13 protein-coding genes are annotated in these 14,498 nt (G+C 41.8%); 8 read left to right on the forward strand and 5 right to left on the reverse strand.

Features of this window, described 5'->3' with window-relative positions:
• Positions 1 to 6: 6 nt before the first annotated feature.
• Positions 7 to 1,266: a UDP-N-acetylglucosamine 1-carboxyvinyltransferase gene (gene murA / locus AC2IOM_RS05670; protein ID WP_486359366.1), complete on the forward strand. Its 1,260-nt coding sequence runs from the start codon at positions 7 to 9 to the stop codon at positions 1,264 to 1,266.
• Between the two features lie 72 nt (positions 1,267 to 1,338).
• Here the strand turns inward: murA and AC2IOM_RS05675 are convergent, their stop codons facing one another.
• The 3 genes from AC2IOM_RS05675 to AC2IOM_RS05685 form a co-directional block, all read right to left on the reverse strand.
• Positions 1,339 to 2,415, reverse strand: a complete 1,077-nt coding sequence (locus AC2IOM_RS05675; protein WP_100914273.1) for a trypsin-like peptidase domain-containing protein — start codon at positions 2,413 to 2,415, stop codon at positions 1,339 to 1,341.
• 155 nt (positions 2,416 to 2,570) lie between these two features.
• Positions 2,571 to 3,935, reverse strand: coding sequence for a DegQ family serine endoprotease (locus tag AC2IOM_RS05680; protein WP_105173202.1), 1,365 nt, complete (start codon positions 3,933 to 3,935; stop codon positions 2,571 to 2,573).
• A 118-nt stretch (positions 3,936 to 4,053) separates the two neighbouring features.
• Positions 4,054 to 4,512: a ZapG family protein gene (locus AC2IOM_RS05685; RefSeq protein ID WP_054978160.1), complete on the reverse strand. Its 459-nt coding sequence runs from the start codon at positions 4,510 to 4,512 to the stop codon at positions 4,054 to 4,056.
• Positions 4,513 to 4,618: 106 nt separating this feature from the next.
• Here AC2IOM_RS05685 and zapE point away from each other — a divergent pair, with 106 nt between their 5' ends.
• Positions 4,619 to 5,713: a cell division protein ZapE gene (gene zapE / locus AC2IOM_RS05690; RefSeq protein ID WP_138629501.1), complete on the forward strand. Its 1,095-nt coding sequence runs from the start codon at positions 4,619 to 4,621 to the stop codon at positions 5,711 to 5,713.
• Positions 5,714 to 5,759: 46 nt separating this feature from the next.
• Here zapE and AC2IOM_RS05695 read toward each other — a convergent pair whose 3' ends face one another.
• Together AC2IOM_RS05695 and AC2IOM_RS05700 are read right to left on the reverse strand one after the other, a co-directional pair.
• Complete coding sequence (locus tag AC2IOM_RS05695; RefSeq protein WP_486359367.1) at positions 5,760 to 6,317, reverse strand: hypothetical protein; 558 nt, start codon at positions 6,315 to 6,317, stop codon at positions 5,760 to 5,762.
• A 442-nt stretch (positions 6,318 to 6,759) separates the two neighbouring features.
• Positions 6,760 to 7,692 carry a hypothetical protein gene (locus AC2IOM_RS05700; RefSeq protein WP_486359368.1) on the reverse strand — a complete coding sequence of 311 codons (933 nt, stop codon included), beginning with the start codon at positions 7,690 to 7,692 and terminating at the stop codon, positions 6,760 to 6,762.
• A 603-nt stretch (positions 7,693 to 8,295) separates the two neighbouring features.
• Here AC2IOM_RS05700 and rplM point away from each other — a divergent pair.
• From rplM to AC2IOM_RS05730, 6 genes are all read left to right on the forward strand, one after another.
• Positions 8,296 to 8,724, forward strand: a complete 429-nt coding sequence (gene rplM, locus AC2IOM_RS05705) for a 50S ribosomal protein L13 (RefSeq protein WP_010561590.1) — start codon at positions 8,296 to 8,298, stop codon at positions 8,722 to 8,724.
• Between the two features lie 12 nt (positions 8,725 to 8,736).
• Positions 8,737 to 9,126, forward strand: a complete 390-nt coding sequence (gene rpsI, locus AC2IOM_RS05710; protein WP_010561591.1) for a 30S ribosomal protein S9 — start codon at positions 8,737 to 8,739, stop codon at positions 9,124 to 9,126.
• Positions 9,127 to 9,350: 224 nt separating this feature from the next.
• Positions 9,351 to 11,426 carry a TonB-dependent receptor plug domain-containing protein gene (locus AC2IOM_RS05715; protein WP_486359369.1) on the forward strand — a complete coding sequence of 692 codons (2,076 nt, stop codon included), beginning with the start codon at positions 9,351 to 9,353 and terminating at the stop codon, positions 11,424 to 11,426.
• A 414-nt stretch (positions 11,427 to 11,840) separates the two neighbouring features.
• Positions 11,841 to 12,431, forward strand: a complete 591-nt coding sequence (gene petA / locus AC2IOM_RS05720) for a ubiquinol-cytochrome c reductase iron-sulfur subunit (protein WP_100914267.1) — start codon at positions 11,841 to 11,843, stop codon at positions 12,429 to 12,431.
• Positions 12,431 to 13,696: a cytochrome b gene (locus AC2IOM_RS05725; RefSeq protein ID WP_100914266.1), complete on the forward strand. Its 1,266-nt coding sequence runs from the start codon at positions 12,431 to 12,433 to the stop codon at positions 13,694 to 13,696. The genes petA and AC2IOM_RS05725 overlap by 1 nt, the downstream gene beginning before the upstream one ends.
• Positions 13,693 to 14,430 (forward strand): cytochrome c1, encoded by a 738-nt coding sequence (locus tag AC2IOM_RS05730; RefSeq protein WP_040641442.1) that lies wholly within the window; start codon positions 13,693 to 13,695, stop codon positions 14,428 to 14,430. The genes AC2IOM_RS05725 and AC2IOM_RS05730 overlap by 4 nt, the downstream gene beginning before the upstream one ends.
• The last annotated feature ends 68 nt before the right edge of the window (positions 14,431 to 14,498 follow it).

Below are 14,498 nucleotides of genomic sequence, written 5' to 3' on the forward strand. Positions count from 1 at the left end.
GCATAAATGGATCAATTTGTTATTCAAGGCGGCAGCACTATTGCCGGAGAAGTGACTATTTCAGGCGCTAAAAACGCCGCACTTCCAATTTTATTTGCAGCAATCCTCGCTAACGGCAAAAGCCGTTTTACCAATGTACCGCGTCTGCGCGACATTAATACTACTGAAGCACTATTATCAACATTAGGCGCTAAAGTTGAGTGGCAGCAAGATGATTTAATCGTTGATGGCGCGACTATAGATAAAGTGCTTGCGCCATACGAGCTTGTAAAGCAGATGCGCGCATCTGTGTTAGCTTTAGGGCCATTGTTAGCACGTTTTGGTGAGGCGCAGGTGTCGTTACCAGGCGGTTGTGCTATTGGTGCTCGTCCAGTTGACCTTCATATTTCAGGCCTTGAAAAAATGGGCGCTGAAATCACGGTAGAAGGCGGCTATATTAATGCCAAAGTAAACGGTCGCTTGAAAGGCGCGCACATTTTTATGGATGTGGTGAGCGTAGGTGCTACCGAAAACTTACTAATGGCGGCAACCTTAGCTGACGGTGTTACTGTATTAGAAAACGCAGCACGCGAACCAGAAATCACCGACTTAGCTAAGTATCTAAGTGCTATGGGTGCAAAGATTTCAGGTGCAGGTTCGGATCGTATTGAAGTAACCGGTGTAGAGTCGCTAAGAGGCTGTCAGCATCGCATTTTGCCAGATCGTATCGAAACGGGTACTTACCTAGTTGCAGCGGCAATGGCGAAAGGCGAAGTGCTATGCCATGGCACTGATCACTTTAGTTTAGAACCGGTTATTGAAAAGCTACGTGATGCTAACGCACACATTGAGCTTGCGGATAACAGTATTTACCTTGATATGCGTGGTCGCATGCCAAAAGCGGTTAATATTAAAACCTCACCGCACCCGGGCTTTCCAACCGATATGCAAGCACAATTTACAGCGTTAAATGTGGTTGCTGAAGGCAGTGCAACGATTACCGAAACGATTTTCGAAAACCGTTTTATGCATGTGCCAGAGCTAAAGCGTATGGGAGCGAATATTCGCTTAGAAGGTAATACCGCAATTTGTGAGCACACCGAGCAACTTAGCGGTGCGCAAGTAATGGCTACAGACCTTCGTGCTTCTGCGAGTTTGATTCTGACAGGTGCGATTGCACAAGGTGAAACCGTGGTAGACCGCATTTACCATGTTGACCGAGGTTATCAGCGCATTGAAGATAAACTAGGTGGTTTAGGCGTTAAAATTAAGCGTCGCAAAGCTTAGTTAATAACCTAGATTATTGAAGAATCAAAAAAGGCCGCATATGCGGCCTTTTTGTTTTATAGCGTTACTATTTTAGAACTGTAACTCACCAACAGTGACTGGCACTTCAATAACTTTACCTTCACGAATAATTGTAAAGTTTAATACGCTACCTGGAGGTGTGTTCGTTACTAATTCCAATGTTGTATTGGTATTCACGACTTTTTTACCGTCGATTTTTGTCACGATATCGTTGAGTTCAAAGCCGGCTTGCCATGCAGGTCCCAACGGGTCAAGGCGAGCAATGCGCATGCCATACACCGGGGTGTGATTGTTTCTCACAAAACGACCTGAACTGTCGACAGGGTCGGCGTCAAAGCCAATATAGCCACGAATAACACGGCCATACTTGATGATTTTATCCATCACTTCTTTGGCAAGCGAGTAGGGCACCGCAAAGAAAATGCCTTGCACTTCTAAATTGCGTGCATGCTTAAACTTAGCTGAGGTAATGCCCACTAGCGTACCGTTGGTATTAATCACTGCGCCACCCGAATTACCGGTATTAACCGCGGCATCCATTTGTAAAAAACGGGTATGGCGGGTTTGCGCAATATTAGTTTTGTCGGTGGCACTAATAATGCCTTGCGTAATTGTTTGACCTAAGTTTAATGGATTACCAATTGCTAAAATAACGTCGCCCACTTGTGGAACAAAGTCGTTATTGGTTGGGATTTCCGGTAGATGTTCAGCGGTTATTTTTAATAATGCCAAATCCGTAGGCACGTCAAAGCCAATAAGCTGTACATCAGTAAATTGTCGGCCATCGTTTAGTACAACTAAAATTTGGTCTGCGTTATTAATAACGTGATAGTTAGTGAGAATATAGCCTTTTTTGGACATGATGATGCCAGAGCCAAGCTCTCTTACTGGAGTTGATGGACGCAGGCTGCGAGGGCGATTGCTAACTGATTCTGAATATATGTTCACAACAGCAGGCGATGCGGCTTTTACCGCGTTAGCAAAGCTTAAATGACTGGCATTAAGTGGCGCTTTATTTGTTGAAAGCTGTTCACGCAATAATTCTGGTGAAAATACCAATAGGTAGATAAAGGCAAAACCAAGTCCTAACAAAATAGGGGTAAGCAAAAACTGTAGCTTCTTTAACACGCTGCGCCGTTAATTATTATTTTCAAAGGGTGTTTATTGTGGCAAGAATATGACTATTCGGCAAGTTGCAGGTTTTAACACTAATCCATAAAAAACGCCCAAATTACTTTGGGCGTTTGGATTAGCAAGTTGTATGATTTTTTGAACCGCAGAGATTACTGAATTTGTACGTTAAAAATACGAGAACCACGTTGAACTCGTAGGAAAATATAACCTTGTACATCTTCAACTGCCTTGGTTAAGTCGCGCACAGAATCTACACGGGTGCGGTTAACCATTAAGATTACATCGCCTTCCTCTAATCCTACGCGTGCAGCTGGTGCACGGTTAGAATCAATCGATTTAACCAACACACCTTCTTTACCATCGCTCGTTTCACCGGCCTCTAGTGTTGCACCCGTTAAATTGCGATGTAGTTTATCTGCCGAGGTTGCAACATCTGAAATCCCGCCAAGTTTAACCTTAACGGTTTTGCTCTTACCGTCACGAATAATTCCCAACTTAACCGTTTTACCTTCGCCAGCGGTTGCGATTTTACTGCGTAGCTCTAAGAAACTATGGATTTTCTTACCATCGATACTGGTGATTACGTCATTCACCTTTAAACCTGCTTTTTCAGCAGGGCTATCTTCATCAACCGCGTTTACGAAAGCGCCCTGTTTGGTTTCTAGGTCAAATGCTTCCGCTACGCCTGCATTCACATCACCACCGCGAATACCTAAGCTACCGCGGCGAACTTCACCGAACTCTAAAATTTGGTCTACAAGACTTTTCATCATGTTTGATGGAATCGCAAAACCAATACCAACGTTACCGCCAGAAGCGCCTAAAATTGCAGTGTTAATACCGATTAGTTGACCGTTTAAATTTACCAGTGCACCGCCAGAGTTGCCTTGGTTAATTGCCGCATCGGTTTGAATAAAGTCTTCGTAACCTTCAATGTTTAAGCCCGAGCGACCAAGCGCACTTACTATGCCTGAAGTTACTGTATGGCTTAGCCCAAATGGGTTACCAATCGCCACCGAAAAATCACCGACACGCAGTTCGTCTGAATCAGCCAGTTTTACTTCAGTTAAATCATCGCCTTCTACTTCAAGTAATGCGATATCAGACTGAGGATCGCTACCAACTAACTTGGCTTCAAATTCGCGGCCATCTTGTAAGGTTACAATAATTTTTTCAGCGTCTTGAATAACATGGTTGTTAGTAACGATATGACCGTCTTTTGCGTCGATAATTACGCCAGAGCCTAAGCCACTAAACGGGCGTTTTTCCGCGCGGGGTTGGCGCTGCGGGTTACCAAAAAAGAAATCAAACGGATCAACGCGTTGGCGTACTTGTTTTGAACCAGATACGCGAATACTTACCACACCCGGGGTTACGCGTTCTAGCATAGGCGCTAGCGTTGGCAGTTGTTGTCCGTTAACCGAAACAGGTAATTTTGCATGGCTAATTGCCGGTGAAACTAAAAGAGTTGCAGATAGTATTGCTGCACTTAAAACGGTAAATTTAGTTTTCATAGTCAAAATAACGCTCCTTAAATCAAAAGGGTAGCTGATTTGCTTTTTGTTGTTAGCGGCAAACCAGCCAGTTACTTATAATGACTATGGGGTCAAAAAAAAGTTCATCAAGATGCGATTAAGCACTTTCTGTTTGCTTGTTTTCTGAGCTGTTACCTCTAAAAATGCCCGATTCGCCAGTGACAAAGTCGGCTGGTGCTGCTTGTAATTCAGCGTTTCGTGCTAATAACTCAGAGCGAGTTTTGTCGTTATTACGTGTCTCAGACAAAATCTCGGTCGCTTCTTGTGAGAAGAAAGGCACGACTTCTACGTTTTTTTCAGCAACTAATAACTTGTTAGTTTCTTCCATATGCTTAACTAGCTGCACGTAGCTGTCTTGCATTTTATTAACAAGTTTATTGGTGTGAGCAACGTGGTCGGCCACATCTTGTTTAAATTGCTCAAGGTCACCTTGTGCTTTTTCTACTTCTTTTTCGAGCTCATCATGTTCGTATTGACGTTTGGTAATTAGGCTTCCGATAAAAAAGCTAGCAACGGCAGTGACTACTAATAGGGTGATCCAAATGGCTGTACTCATACTATTAAGCCTTATAATTTTTCAAAATAGATAGTTTAAATATACGCTTTGATTGCGCTCGTGTTAATATTTTACATCAAAATTTCAGTAACGCTTTGTATTTATCATGACCCCTTGGCAAAAATATCAACAAGATTTAACTCGCGATGACTTTCACCATGATGCTGCGCAGGAAAATGCAGTGCGTCATTTGCAACGTTTGTACGACGATTTAACTGCACAGCCACCGGCTAAAAAAGGCTTTTTTGCCAGCCTTTTTTCAAAACAAGAAGTAAAGCCGATCAAAGGCCTGTATTTTTGGGGCGGGGTTGGGCGTGGTAAGACTTATTTGGTTGACACGTTTTTTGATTCGCTGCCGTTTGAGCGTAAAATGCGAGTGCACTTTCACCGTTTTATGCACCGTGTACATGATGAATTAAAGCAGCTAAAAGACGTAAAAGATCCGCTTGAAAAAGTTGCTGATAAATTTAAAAGCGAAGCGGATATTATCTGCTTTGATGAGTTTTTTGTGCAAGATATTACCGACGCCATGCTATTGGGCGGTTTAATGCAAGAGCTGTTTAAGCGCGGCATAGTACTCGTTGCTACATCCAATATTGTGCCTGATGAGCTCTATCGCAATGGTTTACAGCGTGCACGCTTTCTGCCAGCAATTGATTTAGTTAATGCTAATACTGAGGTGGTTAATGTTGATTCGGGCATTGATTACCGTTTGCGTACGCTTGAGCAAGCAGAAATTTATCACAGCCCGTTAGATGCGCAGGCAGATAAAAATTTATTTGAGTACTTCGATAAATTATCGCCTGAAGCTGGTTGCTTAGATAAGGTGATTGAAATTGAGGGACGTAACCTTACGACGCGCAAAGAAGCTGACAGTATAGTGATGTTTGAGTTTAAGGAGTTGTGTGAAACTGCGCGCAGCCAAGTAGATTACATGGAGTTAAGCCGCATTTATCATACAGTGCTACTTTCAAACGTAAAATACATGGGCTCAGAGCATGCAAATGATGATGCAGCGCGCCGCTTTATTGCACTGGTTGATGAGTTCTATGAGCGCAATGTTACGTTAATTATTTCTGCCATCGCACCATTAGAAGAGCTTTATACTGGCGGTATTTTAGACTTTGAATTTAAACGCTGTATTAGCCGCTTACAAGAAATGCAAAGCTTAGAGTATTTAGGGCGCGAGCACTTAGCTTAATCTCCAAAAAGAAGCGAGATCTGACGATCTCGCTTCTCAATACTTTTTATTCTTGATTCAACTTTACGTTTTCTATTTTTATCCAGGCGTTGCCGCCTTTCTCATCGGTTAGATTTGGCACAAAATAAAGTGCAGAAACATTGGCTTTTATAATGCCTTTATCCTTTGACCAGCTTGGCGTCCAATCTGGGCGACTGAAATTTTCAAAGGTTAACGTGTGCGTTTGCCATTGATTAGCGCTTGGTAAAAGCGCTTGATAGTGTGCATAGCTTTTATCACCTTTTCCACCATAATCCTTCTGGGATAACTTAACCACAAGCGGTTTGTCGCTTTGGTAGGTTAGTTCAATACTCGCAATGTCGTTTAATGATTTATTCGGCAGATCGTAAATTAACTCTACCCAAGAGTTGTTTTGCTTATCAACACGTGGTACACGGTTGAAGGCAATACCCACATAATCTTCTTTAACTAAGGGCTTTTCATAACTCGCACTACTGCCGTGCGGGTCAACGGCGTAGCGCCATTGGCTCGCATCAAGGCTTTGCCCTGCGTAAAGCGCAGAGCTTGATAATAGTATTGCTGTAAGCAGTGATTTTAAATACATGATCTTTTTCTTATGGTGATTATTTTATGTTACTAGCAATACAGGGGAGGTTGCTGGATGAGGGTTAGATTGTAGGGGAAGATAGGCTTTAGTAGAAGTAGGCGTTTAGTCGTAGCGGTTGGGTTTGTTTTTGAATTTACTTCCCTGTAATTATCTTGCGCCATCCATGGCGCACTCGTTCATTCTTTTTAAACGGCTAAAAAGAACGAACCAAGAAAAAGCCGCCCCGAAATCAAACTTTTTCCAAGCGAAATTATTTTATTCAAAGCTAAACGTCATAAATCGATATCCCTATCTCAGTATGACTTGCTCGACTCGCTACGCTTCCTGTCTCACATTAGCAATAAAATAACCCCACTTGGGTTTGATTTAAGGGGAAGTTGAAGCCCTTGAATGAAGTTCGCATATTGAAAAGCTTGGCTTTAGTTATGCTCGGTACAATTTAATTTGTTTTAATATATGCAACTTCGTTTGGGTAATCGACAATTACATGCAGATATTTGAGAAGTGAGCCACCAATAGCGCCATCGATTTTTCTGTCCATCATTGACGACATATAACTATGGAAGTTGTGGCCTTGACGTCGAGTAAACCAAACCGGACCAATAGTTTTGCCAGCTATTGAAACCTTTGGAACTTGGATCATAGAGTCCCCTGCAAATAGGTCTCCACTTTCTATTACAGGCCATTGAGGGTTAGATTGTCGCCATCTTTCAAATGTTGATGCACTAATAAAAGATGTGCCAATTTTTTTAGCGTTGGTGTTCAGTGTTTTCTGAGCGTTATTTGAAAGGTGTGCCGTTGCGCCTGTATCAAATAACATAGGAATGATCTCGTTATCTACGGTTATCTCGATACTTGGAAAGGCGGTTGTATAATTACCTGAACTGTCTTTTTGAAATCCTAATTTTATCTTTGTAAAAGACTTAATGTTTAGAGATTGTATTTCAGTATAAACAGCCATTGTGCGATTGAGATAATTAAACCCAATGACTTTTTCAGCATGCCAGCGACCACCTAAAAAGCCATCTTTACCGTCAATTTCTTCGCGATTCATTAGGAATAAGTTTCCTTTCATAAAGTTATTGAGTCCGCCTAAAGGAATTCCTTTATTCAATTTATAATTCGGCATAGGTGTAAGAAGTAAGGTTTTATCGCCTTCTTTTTCTGTAATCGTTGGCCATTTATATTTAGTGTGAAAGTCTTGTGCAATGGCATTGAAGCCACCGCCTGTATCGGTAAAAAAAGTAATTTCTTCACCGCTATCTAAAGTGGGGATTAGATAAATTAACTGGTTATCGAACTTTGCTGGCAGTTCCTTTCCAAACACATTGAAAGTTAGAAGAAAGGTGATTAATAAGACAATTGATTTCATAAACATTCCTTTGTTAGCTGTAATCAAATTTATGGGTTAATACTATTTTATCAAGGGTATAAATCGCGATGGGAGCCCTTCCCCCTAATCAAACCTGAAAAAGGGATTTAAATGAATAATGCGAGACAGGGCGCGAAGCGGTCGAGCAAGCCATGCTGAGGCATGGATGCCGTTTCATGGCGTTTATGTTCATATTTAAATTTCTTTAGAAGAGACAGTTTGATTTATGGGGCGGCTTTTTCTTGGTTCGTTCTTTTTGGCCGTTTAAAAAGAATGAACGAGTGTGTCATGGATGACACAAGATATGCGCAGGGAGGCAAATGTTTACAACAACTCAAGCACTATCCCGATCACTAAATTTCCAATATTCTGTAACGAACCCAGAAAGACAATGAAAACCTTTATTTTCCTCAAATTATTAGTAGAAAAACTATCCAGCTCTTGCTATACTCCGCGTCCGCCACTTACCGTTCTACCTCGGTTAGTTTAGCCACAGCTGAGGGTTTTAAGTCTTGAGCTCGAAGGGGTTGAAGCAAGTGTAATAGAGCAGCAGAAATTTTTCTGCTTGTGGTTTTTAAATTGTAAACATTGGATTTTTAATAAATGAAAACGTTTGTTGCTAAGCCAGAATCTGTAAAACGTGACTGGTACGTAGTTGACGCTGAAGGCAAAACTTTAGGTCGTATCGCTACTGAAATCGCTCGCCGTCTACGCGGTAAGCATAAAGCTGAATATACTCCTCACGTAGATACTGGTGATTACATCATCGTTATTAACGCTGAGAAAGTTACTGTAACAGGTAACAAAACGACTGATAAAATGTACTATGCTCACACTGGTTTCCCAGGTGGTCTTAAGTCTATCACTTTCGATAAGCTTCAAGCTAAAAAGCCTGAAATGATCATCGAAAAAGCAGTTAAAGGTATGTTACCAAAAGGCCCTCTAGGTCGTGAAATGTACCGTAAACTAAAAGTATACGCAGGTTCAGAGCACGCACACGTTGCTCAACAGCCTCAAGTACTGGACATTTAAGGAGCATAACTCATGGCAAATCAATACTACGGTACAGGTCGTCGTAAAAGTTCAAGTGCTCGCGTATTCTTACGCCCAGGTACTGGCAACATCGTAATCAATCAACGTTCTATCGAAGAATACTTCGGTCGCGAAACTTCTCGCATGGTTGTTCGTCAGCCACTAGAGCTAGTTGAAATGACTGAAAAGTTTGACCTTTACATCACTGTTGAAGGTGGTGGTTCTACTGGTCAAGCGGGTGCTATCCGTCACGGTATTACTCGTGCGCTTATGGAGTTTGACGAGTCTCTTCGTTCTTCACTTCGTAAAGCTGGCTTCGTTACTCGCGACGCTCGTAAAGTTGAGCGTAAGAAAGTGGGTCTTAAGAAAGCACGTAAGAACACTCAATTCTCAAAACGTTAATTTTTTACGTTTACAAGAATTACAAAACCCGGGTTTATACTCGGGTTTTTTATTGCCTAAAATTCGTGTTTGTCAGCGAGTCACTATTTTTAAAAATTACTATTTAAGGGCTTTGTTACGGCACCCTACATTTCTCAACATTTTCCCACAGTCACTTACAGAGAGTAGGGGTATTATTTCCCGCGTTAACTTCTTACTCAACTAATCCGTATCAAGGAAGTGATATGACTTCATTTAAACCGATCTCTTTAGTCGCGCTGGCTGTGACGAGTGTATTTGCAACTAATGCTTTGGCTGAACAAGTTAAAGGCGAACAAATTGAACGTATTCAAGTGGTATCGAAGCGTTCAAGTGTACTTACTGAAATTACCGAAGATGCTGAAAAGCTGATCAATATGCCGGGTGCTTTGGGTGATCCTTTGCTTGCTGTATATGCATTGCCTGGTGTCGTGGCGGCCGGAGGCTCAATGGGTGAACCCGCTGTACGTGGCTCGTCGCCAGATGATAACTACTTTGAAGTCGACTTTATGCCTGCAGGCTATATTTTCCATGACTTTGGCAGCTCAATTTTTAACAAGTATTTAGTGCAAGACTTTCGCCTTTATTCTGCGGGCTATGGCACTAGCTTTAGTGATGCAACCGGGGCGGTGTTTGATGTCACACTGCGTAACCCAAAAAATCAGGATATTAAAACCACGCTTGATTTTACTATGTTTAAAGCGGGGGTTTTTGTTGAAGGTGCAATCACCGACGATATTTCATTTTATCTTTCTGGGCGAAAAAGTACGCTTCCGTTGTTTTTTTCAGAGGGTGAGGAAATTGAAGACGAAGATGGCGAAAACACAGGCATTACAATAAATGATGCGCCCGATGACTATGATTACCAGAGTAAATTTGTTTGGGATATTAATAACAACAATGTGTTAAGTGTGCTGTTTACTGGCGCAGAAGACAGTGCCGCAGCAAGTTTTAGTGAGCGCGCGGATTTATCACTTAAGAATCCTGATTTCCAAGGCGATGCAGATTTTGCGCGTTCCTTCGATAGCCAAAATGTTATTTGGGACCATTATGGTAAAGGTTATCAAGCAAAAGTGGGGATTGGCTCGTTAACACATTCGGGTCGATTAGATTATGGGCGCAGCAAGTTAACACCCAAAGGGTATTTTGAAGAAGAAAAAGAAGAGCTACTCACCTACAAAGGGCGTGTAAGTATAAATCTAGTGGGTGATGACTTACTTACATTTGACGCTGCTTATTTTGATAAAACGATAAGCTATGAATATGATACTTTTCTCTATGTGTGTACTGAATTAGATCCAGATTGTGAGCTTGCTAAAGGGGAACGCATAGCAGGTAAACGAGAAGTCGATATTGGTAGTTATTTTGTTGGTGCAAATTATCAGTACACGATAACCGACTCGTTAATTGCCGACATTGGCGTACAACATCAAAAAAATGATTACAGCGATGAGTCGTTTACTCATCCGCGTTTAGGATTGACCTACCACATTAATCAAGATCAATCAGTGTGGGTTAAATATGGCAGTTACAATCGCCTGCAAGATATCGGTACGATTTTAGAAGACACAGGTAACCCCAACTTAAAGTCGCAAACAGCAAACCAGTCGGTTGTTGGTTATCAGCAGTTTTTGGCGGATGAGTGGAGTTGGTCAATTGAAACCTATTACAAAACCATGGATGACTTACCATTAGCACTGACGGAAAACGATGCGGATCAGCATTTACGTTACAGTAATGATGTCACGGGTAGAGCTTATGGTGTTGATTTACTGATTAATAAAAACAAAACCGATCGTTGGTACGGCTGGATGAGTTTAAGTTATGGCAAAAGTGAACGCACTGATGAGCGCCGTGATATCACTCGTGACTACTATGCCGACACACCGCTTGTGTTTAATATGGTATTTAACTACCAAATTAGCGAGCGCTGGAATGGTGGCTTTAACTTCACAGCGCGCAGTGGTCAATCTTACACGCCTATTGTAGGTGTGCGTGAAAACCCTGAATTTGAGGGGAATTTTTTACCGGAATACGGCGAACCATTTTCTGAGCGTTTTGATGCTTATCACCGTTTAGATTTACGCTTTGAACGCAAAACGGATTTCTTTGGACTCGATGCATTGCTGATTTTAGAAGTAATGAATTTATACGCTAAAGACAATACGGCGTATATCGACCTTGATTACGCTAAGGTAAAGTCGACCGATGATTTGATTTTGCAAGAACAGAGCGATGACTTTGAAATGCGCCCGTCAGTTGGTTTTAGTTTCACATTTTAGTCACAAATTAGTCTAAAGCGAGGAATTTCCTCGCTTATTTCATTGGTTAATCCTCCCGCAGGTTGCTATACTCTGGCATGCATCAAATGTGGCTCGAAAAGCATAATTTAGCGACTAATTACTTTGAATTTCACGCACACTTCTACGGAGTTTTGATCTCTATCAGGACACGCTCACTCAATTTTGGGTAAGCTCTGTAAAAGCACAGAATTTTCACAGTTTTAGGCTGTGTGTTCGTGATTTCAAATAAATCGAACTAAAATACAATTTAATTGTGCTTGAAGACCGGTATAACCTTGTTTTAATCAAGGCTTTTATTTATGATCGCACCTATTTTGTAAAGTCAAAATTTAAACTGCTGTAACTGATGTTCTCAATATGGCAAGTGTTGAGAATCATAGTGGAGATGAGTGGATGAGCAATGCGCCAGTAGACAATAGCCGCCGTCGCTTTCTAACTATCGCAACTTCTGTTGTTGGTGGTGTGGGAGCTGTAGGGGCTGCTGTTCCTTTTATCGCGTCGTGGAACCCAAGTGAGAGAGCAAAATCTGCAGGCGCGCCTGTAGAAGTTGATATCTCGAAGCTTGAGCCAGGACAATTAATTCGTGTTGAGTGGCGAGGTAAGCCTGTTTGGGTTATCAATCGTACACCAAAAATGCTTGAGCAGATGAAAGCTCACGAAGGTCAACTTCGTGATCCTAATTCTGAAGAGCCACAACAACCTGAGTTCGCAAAAAATGCGTACCGTTCGCAAAAAGAGAATATCTTTGTTGCTGTTGGTATTTGTACTCACCTGGGTTGTTCACCAACTTTCCTTAACGGTGGTTTTGGTGAAAAGGTTGAAGGTACTGAAGATGGTTTCTTCTGTCCTTGTCATGGTTCTAAGTTTGATATGGCTGGCCGTGTTTTCCAAGCTGTACCAGCGCCATTAAACCTAGAAATCCCTCCTTACTCATTCATTGATGACACCACTATTATTGTTGGTGTGGAAGAAGGGGCTGCGTAATGTTTGCAAATATTATCGATTGGATTGATCAACGTATTCCGATGACACGCGTATGGAATATGCACATTGCTCAATATCCTGCGCCGAAAAACTTTAACTTCTGGTACTTCTTTGGCTCATTAGCCATGTTAGTACTTGTTAACCAAATCGTAACGGGTATTTGGTTAACAATGAACTTCGTACCATCAGCTGAAGGTGCATTTGCATCAGTTGAATACATCATGCGTGATGTTGAATACGGCTGGTTACTGCGTTATTTACACTCAACGGGTGCTTCTGCATTCTTCGTTGTTGTATACCTGCACATGTTCCGTGGCATGATCTACGGTTCTTACCAAAAACCACGTGAACTACTGTGGTTATTCGGTATGTTTATCTTCTTAGCGCTAATGGCTGAAGCATTTATGGGTTACTTACTACCTTGGGGACAAATGTCTTTCTGGGGTGCGCAGGTAATCATTTCACTATTCGGTGCGATTCCGGTAATTGGTGATGACTTAACGCTTTGGATCCGTGGTGACTACGTAATTTCAGGTGCAACGCTTAACCGCTTCTTCGCACTACACGTAATTGCATTACCATTAGTACTTGTTATCTTAATTTTCTTACACATTATTGCACTTCACGAAGTGGGTTCAAACAACCCAGACGGTGTTGAAATCAAACGCAAGAAAGGCACTGTTGCTGAAGAAGATAAAGCTAAATTCAAGTTCCATGAATACTACACAGATAAGAAAGATATCGTTGATGCGATTCCGTTCCACCCTTACTACACAGTAAAAGATATTGTGGGTGTGGTTGGCTTCTTAATCTTGTTCTGCTGGGTTGTTTTCTTTGCACCAGAGATGGGTGGTTTCTTCCTAGAGGCGCCAAACTTTGAAGCGGCAAACCCGTTGAAGACGCCTGAGCATATTTTCCCTGTTTGGTACTTCACACCATTCTATGCAATCTTACGTGCTATCCCTGATAAGCTACTAGGTGTAATCGCGATGGGTGCATCAATTGTTGTGCTTGCGTTACTACCTTGGATTGACCGTGGTAAAGTGAAATCAATTCGTTACCGTTGTGGCTTCCACAAGTTAAACATTGCTCAGTTTGTTGTTACTTTCATCATCCTAGGTTGGGTTGGTGCGACACCACAAACAGACTTTAAAACTGTGTTATCACAAATTACGACTGTAACTTACTTCATGTTCTTCGTATTACTGTTCTTCTACAGTAAAAACGAAAAGACTAAGCCAGTGCCAGAGAGGTTAACGAAATGATGAAAAAGCTAATTATTGGTTTATTCGCTTTGTTGCCTTCACTAACAATGGCAGCAGGCCCGTCGGTTCCACTTTTAGAAGCGAATCATGATTTAACGGACAAAGCATCGTTACAACGTGGTGCTAAAACGTTCATGAACTACTGCTTAGGTTGTCACCAAATGCAGTACCAGCGTTATGAACGTACATTCCGTGATATTGGTATTCCAACTAAAGTGGGCGAAGAGCAACTTATTTTTGATGGTTCAAAAGTAGGTAGCCACATTCTTAACGCAATCGAGCAAGACGATGCTGCAAAATGGTTTGGTGCTGCGCCACCAGATCTAACGTTAGTAGCACGTGTTCGTGGTGCAGATTGGATTTACACTTACCTGAAGTCTTTCTATGTTGATGAAAGTCGTCCATTTGGTGTAAACAACACTGTATTCCCATCGGTTGGTATGCCACACGTATTGCAAGAGTTGCAAGGTGTACCTACTGCGCGTTTCGAAGAAGTTGAAGAACACGGCGTTAAAGTTAAGAAAGTTGTTGAAATTACGACTGATGGTTCAGGCGAAATGAGCGATGACGAGTACGACCAAGCGGTACGTGACTTAACTAACTTCTTAGCGTATGTTGGTGAACCAACACGTTTACAGTCAGAAGCGATTGGTTATAAGGTATTAGGTTTCCTAGTAATCCTGTTTATCCTAGCGTTCTTACTGAAGAAAGAATACTGGAGAGATGTGCATTAATTTGCACACTTTTTAGCACAAAATTTGTAATAGGGGCTTAAGCCCCTATTGCTGTTTTTAATATACTG

This window comes from Pseudoalteromonas sp. NS-SX12 (assembly GCF_057367955.1).

Bases quoted from the DNA above. Each gene is read 5' to 3' on its own strand.
- AC2IOM_RS05725 (WP_100914266.1), top strand. From the start codon at position 12,431: ATGTTTGCAAATATTATCGATTGGATTGATCAACGTATTCCGATGACA.
- AC2IOM_RS05685 (WP_054978160.1), bottom strand. From the start codon at position 4,512: ATGAGTACAGCCATTTGGATCACCCTATTAGTAGTCACTGCCGTTGCT.
- AC2IOM_RS05700 (WP_486359368.1), bottom strand. From the start codon at position 7,692: ATGAAATCAATTGTCTTATTAATCACCTTTCTTCTAACTTTCAATGTG.
- rplM (WP_010561590.1), top strand. From the start codon at position 8,296: ATGAAAACGTTTGTTGCTAAGCCAGAATCTGTAAAACGTGACTGGTAC.
- murA (WP_486359366.1), top strand. From the start codon at position 7: ATGGATCAATTTGTTATTCAAGGCGGCAGCACTATTGCCGGAGAAGTG.
- AC2IOM_RS05715 (WP_486359369.1), top strand. From the start codon at position 9,351: ATGACTTCATTTAAACCGATCTCTTTAGTCGCGCTGGCTGTGACGAGT.
- petA (WP_100914267.1), top strand. From the start codon at position 11,841: ATGAGCAATGCGCCAGTAGACAATAGCCGCCGTCGCTTTCTAACTATC.
- rpsI (WP_010561591.1), top strand. From the start codon at position 8,737: ATGGCAAATCAATACTACGGTACAGGTCGTCGTAAAAGTTCAAGTGCT.
- AC2IOM_RS05695 (WP_486359367.1), bottom strand. From the start codon at position 6,317: ATGTATTTAAAATCACTGCTTACAGCAATACTATTATCAAGCTCTGCG.
- AC2IOM_RS05680 (WP_105173202.1), bottom strand. From the start codon at position 3,935: ATGAAAACTAAATTTACCGTTTTAAGTGCAGCAATACTATCTGCAACT.
- zapE (WP_138629501.1), top strand. From the start codon at position 4,619: ATGACCCCTTGGCAAAAATATCAACAAGATTTAACTCGCGATGACTTT.
- AC2IOM_RS05730 (WP_040641442.1), top strand. From the start codon at position 13,693: ATGATGAAAAAGCTAATTATTGGTTTATTCGCTTTGTTGCCTTCACTA.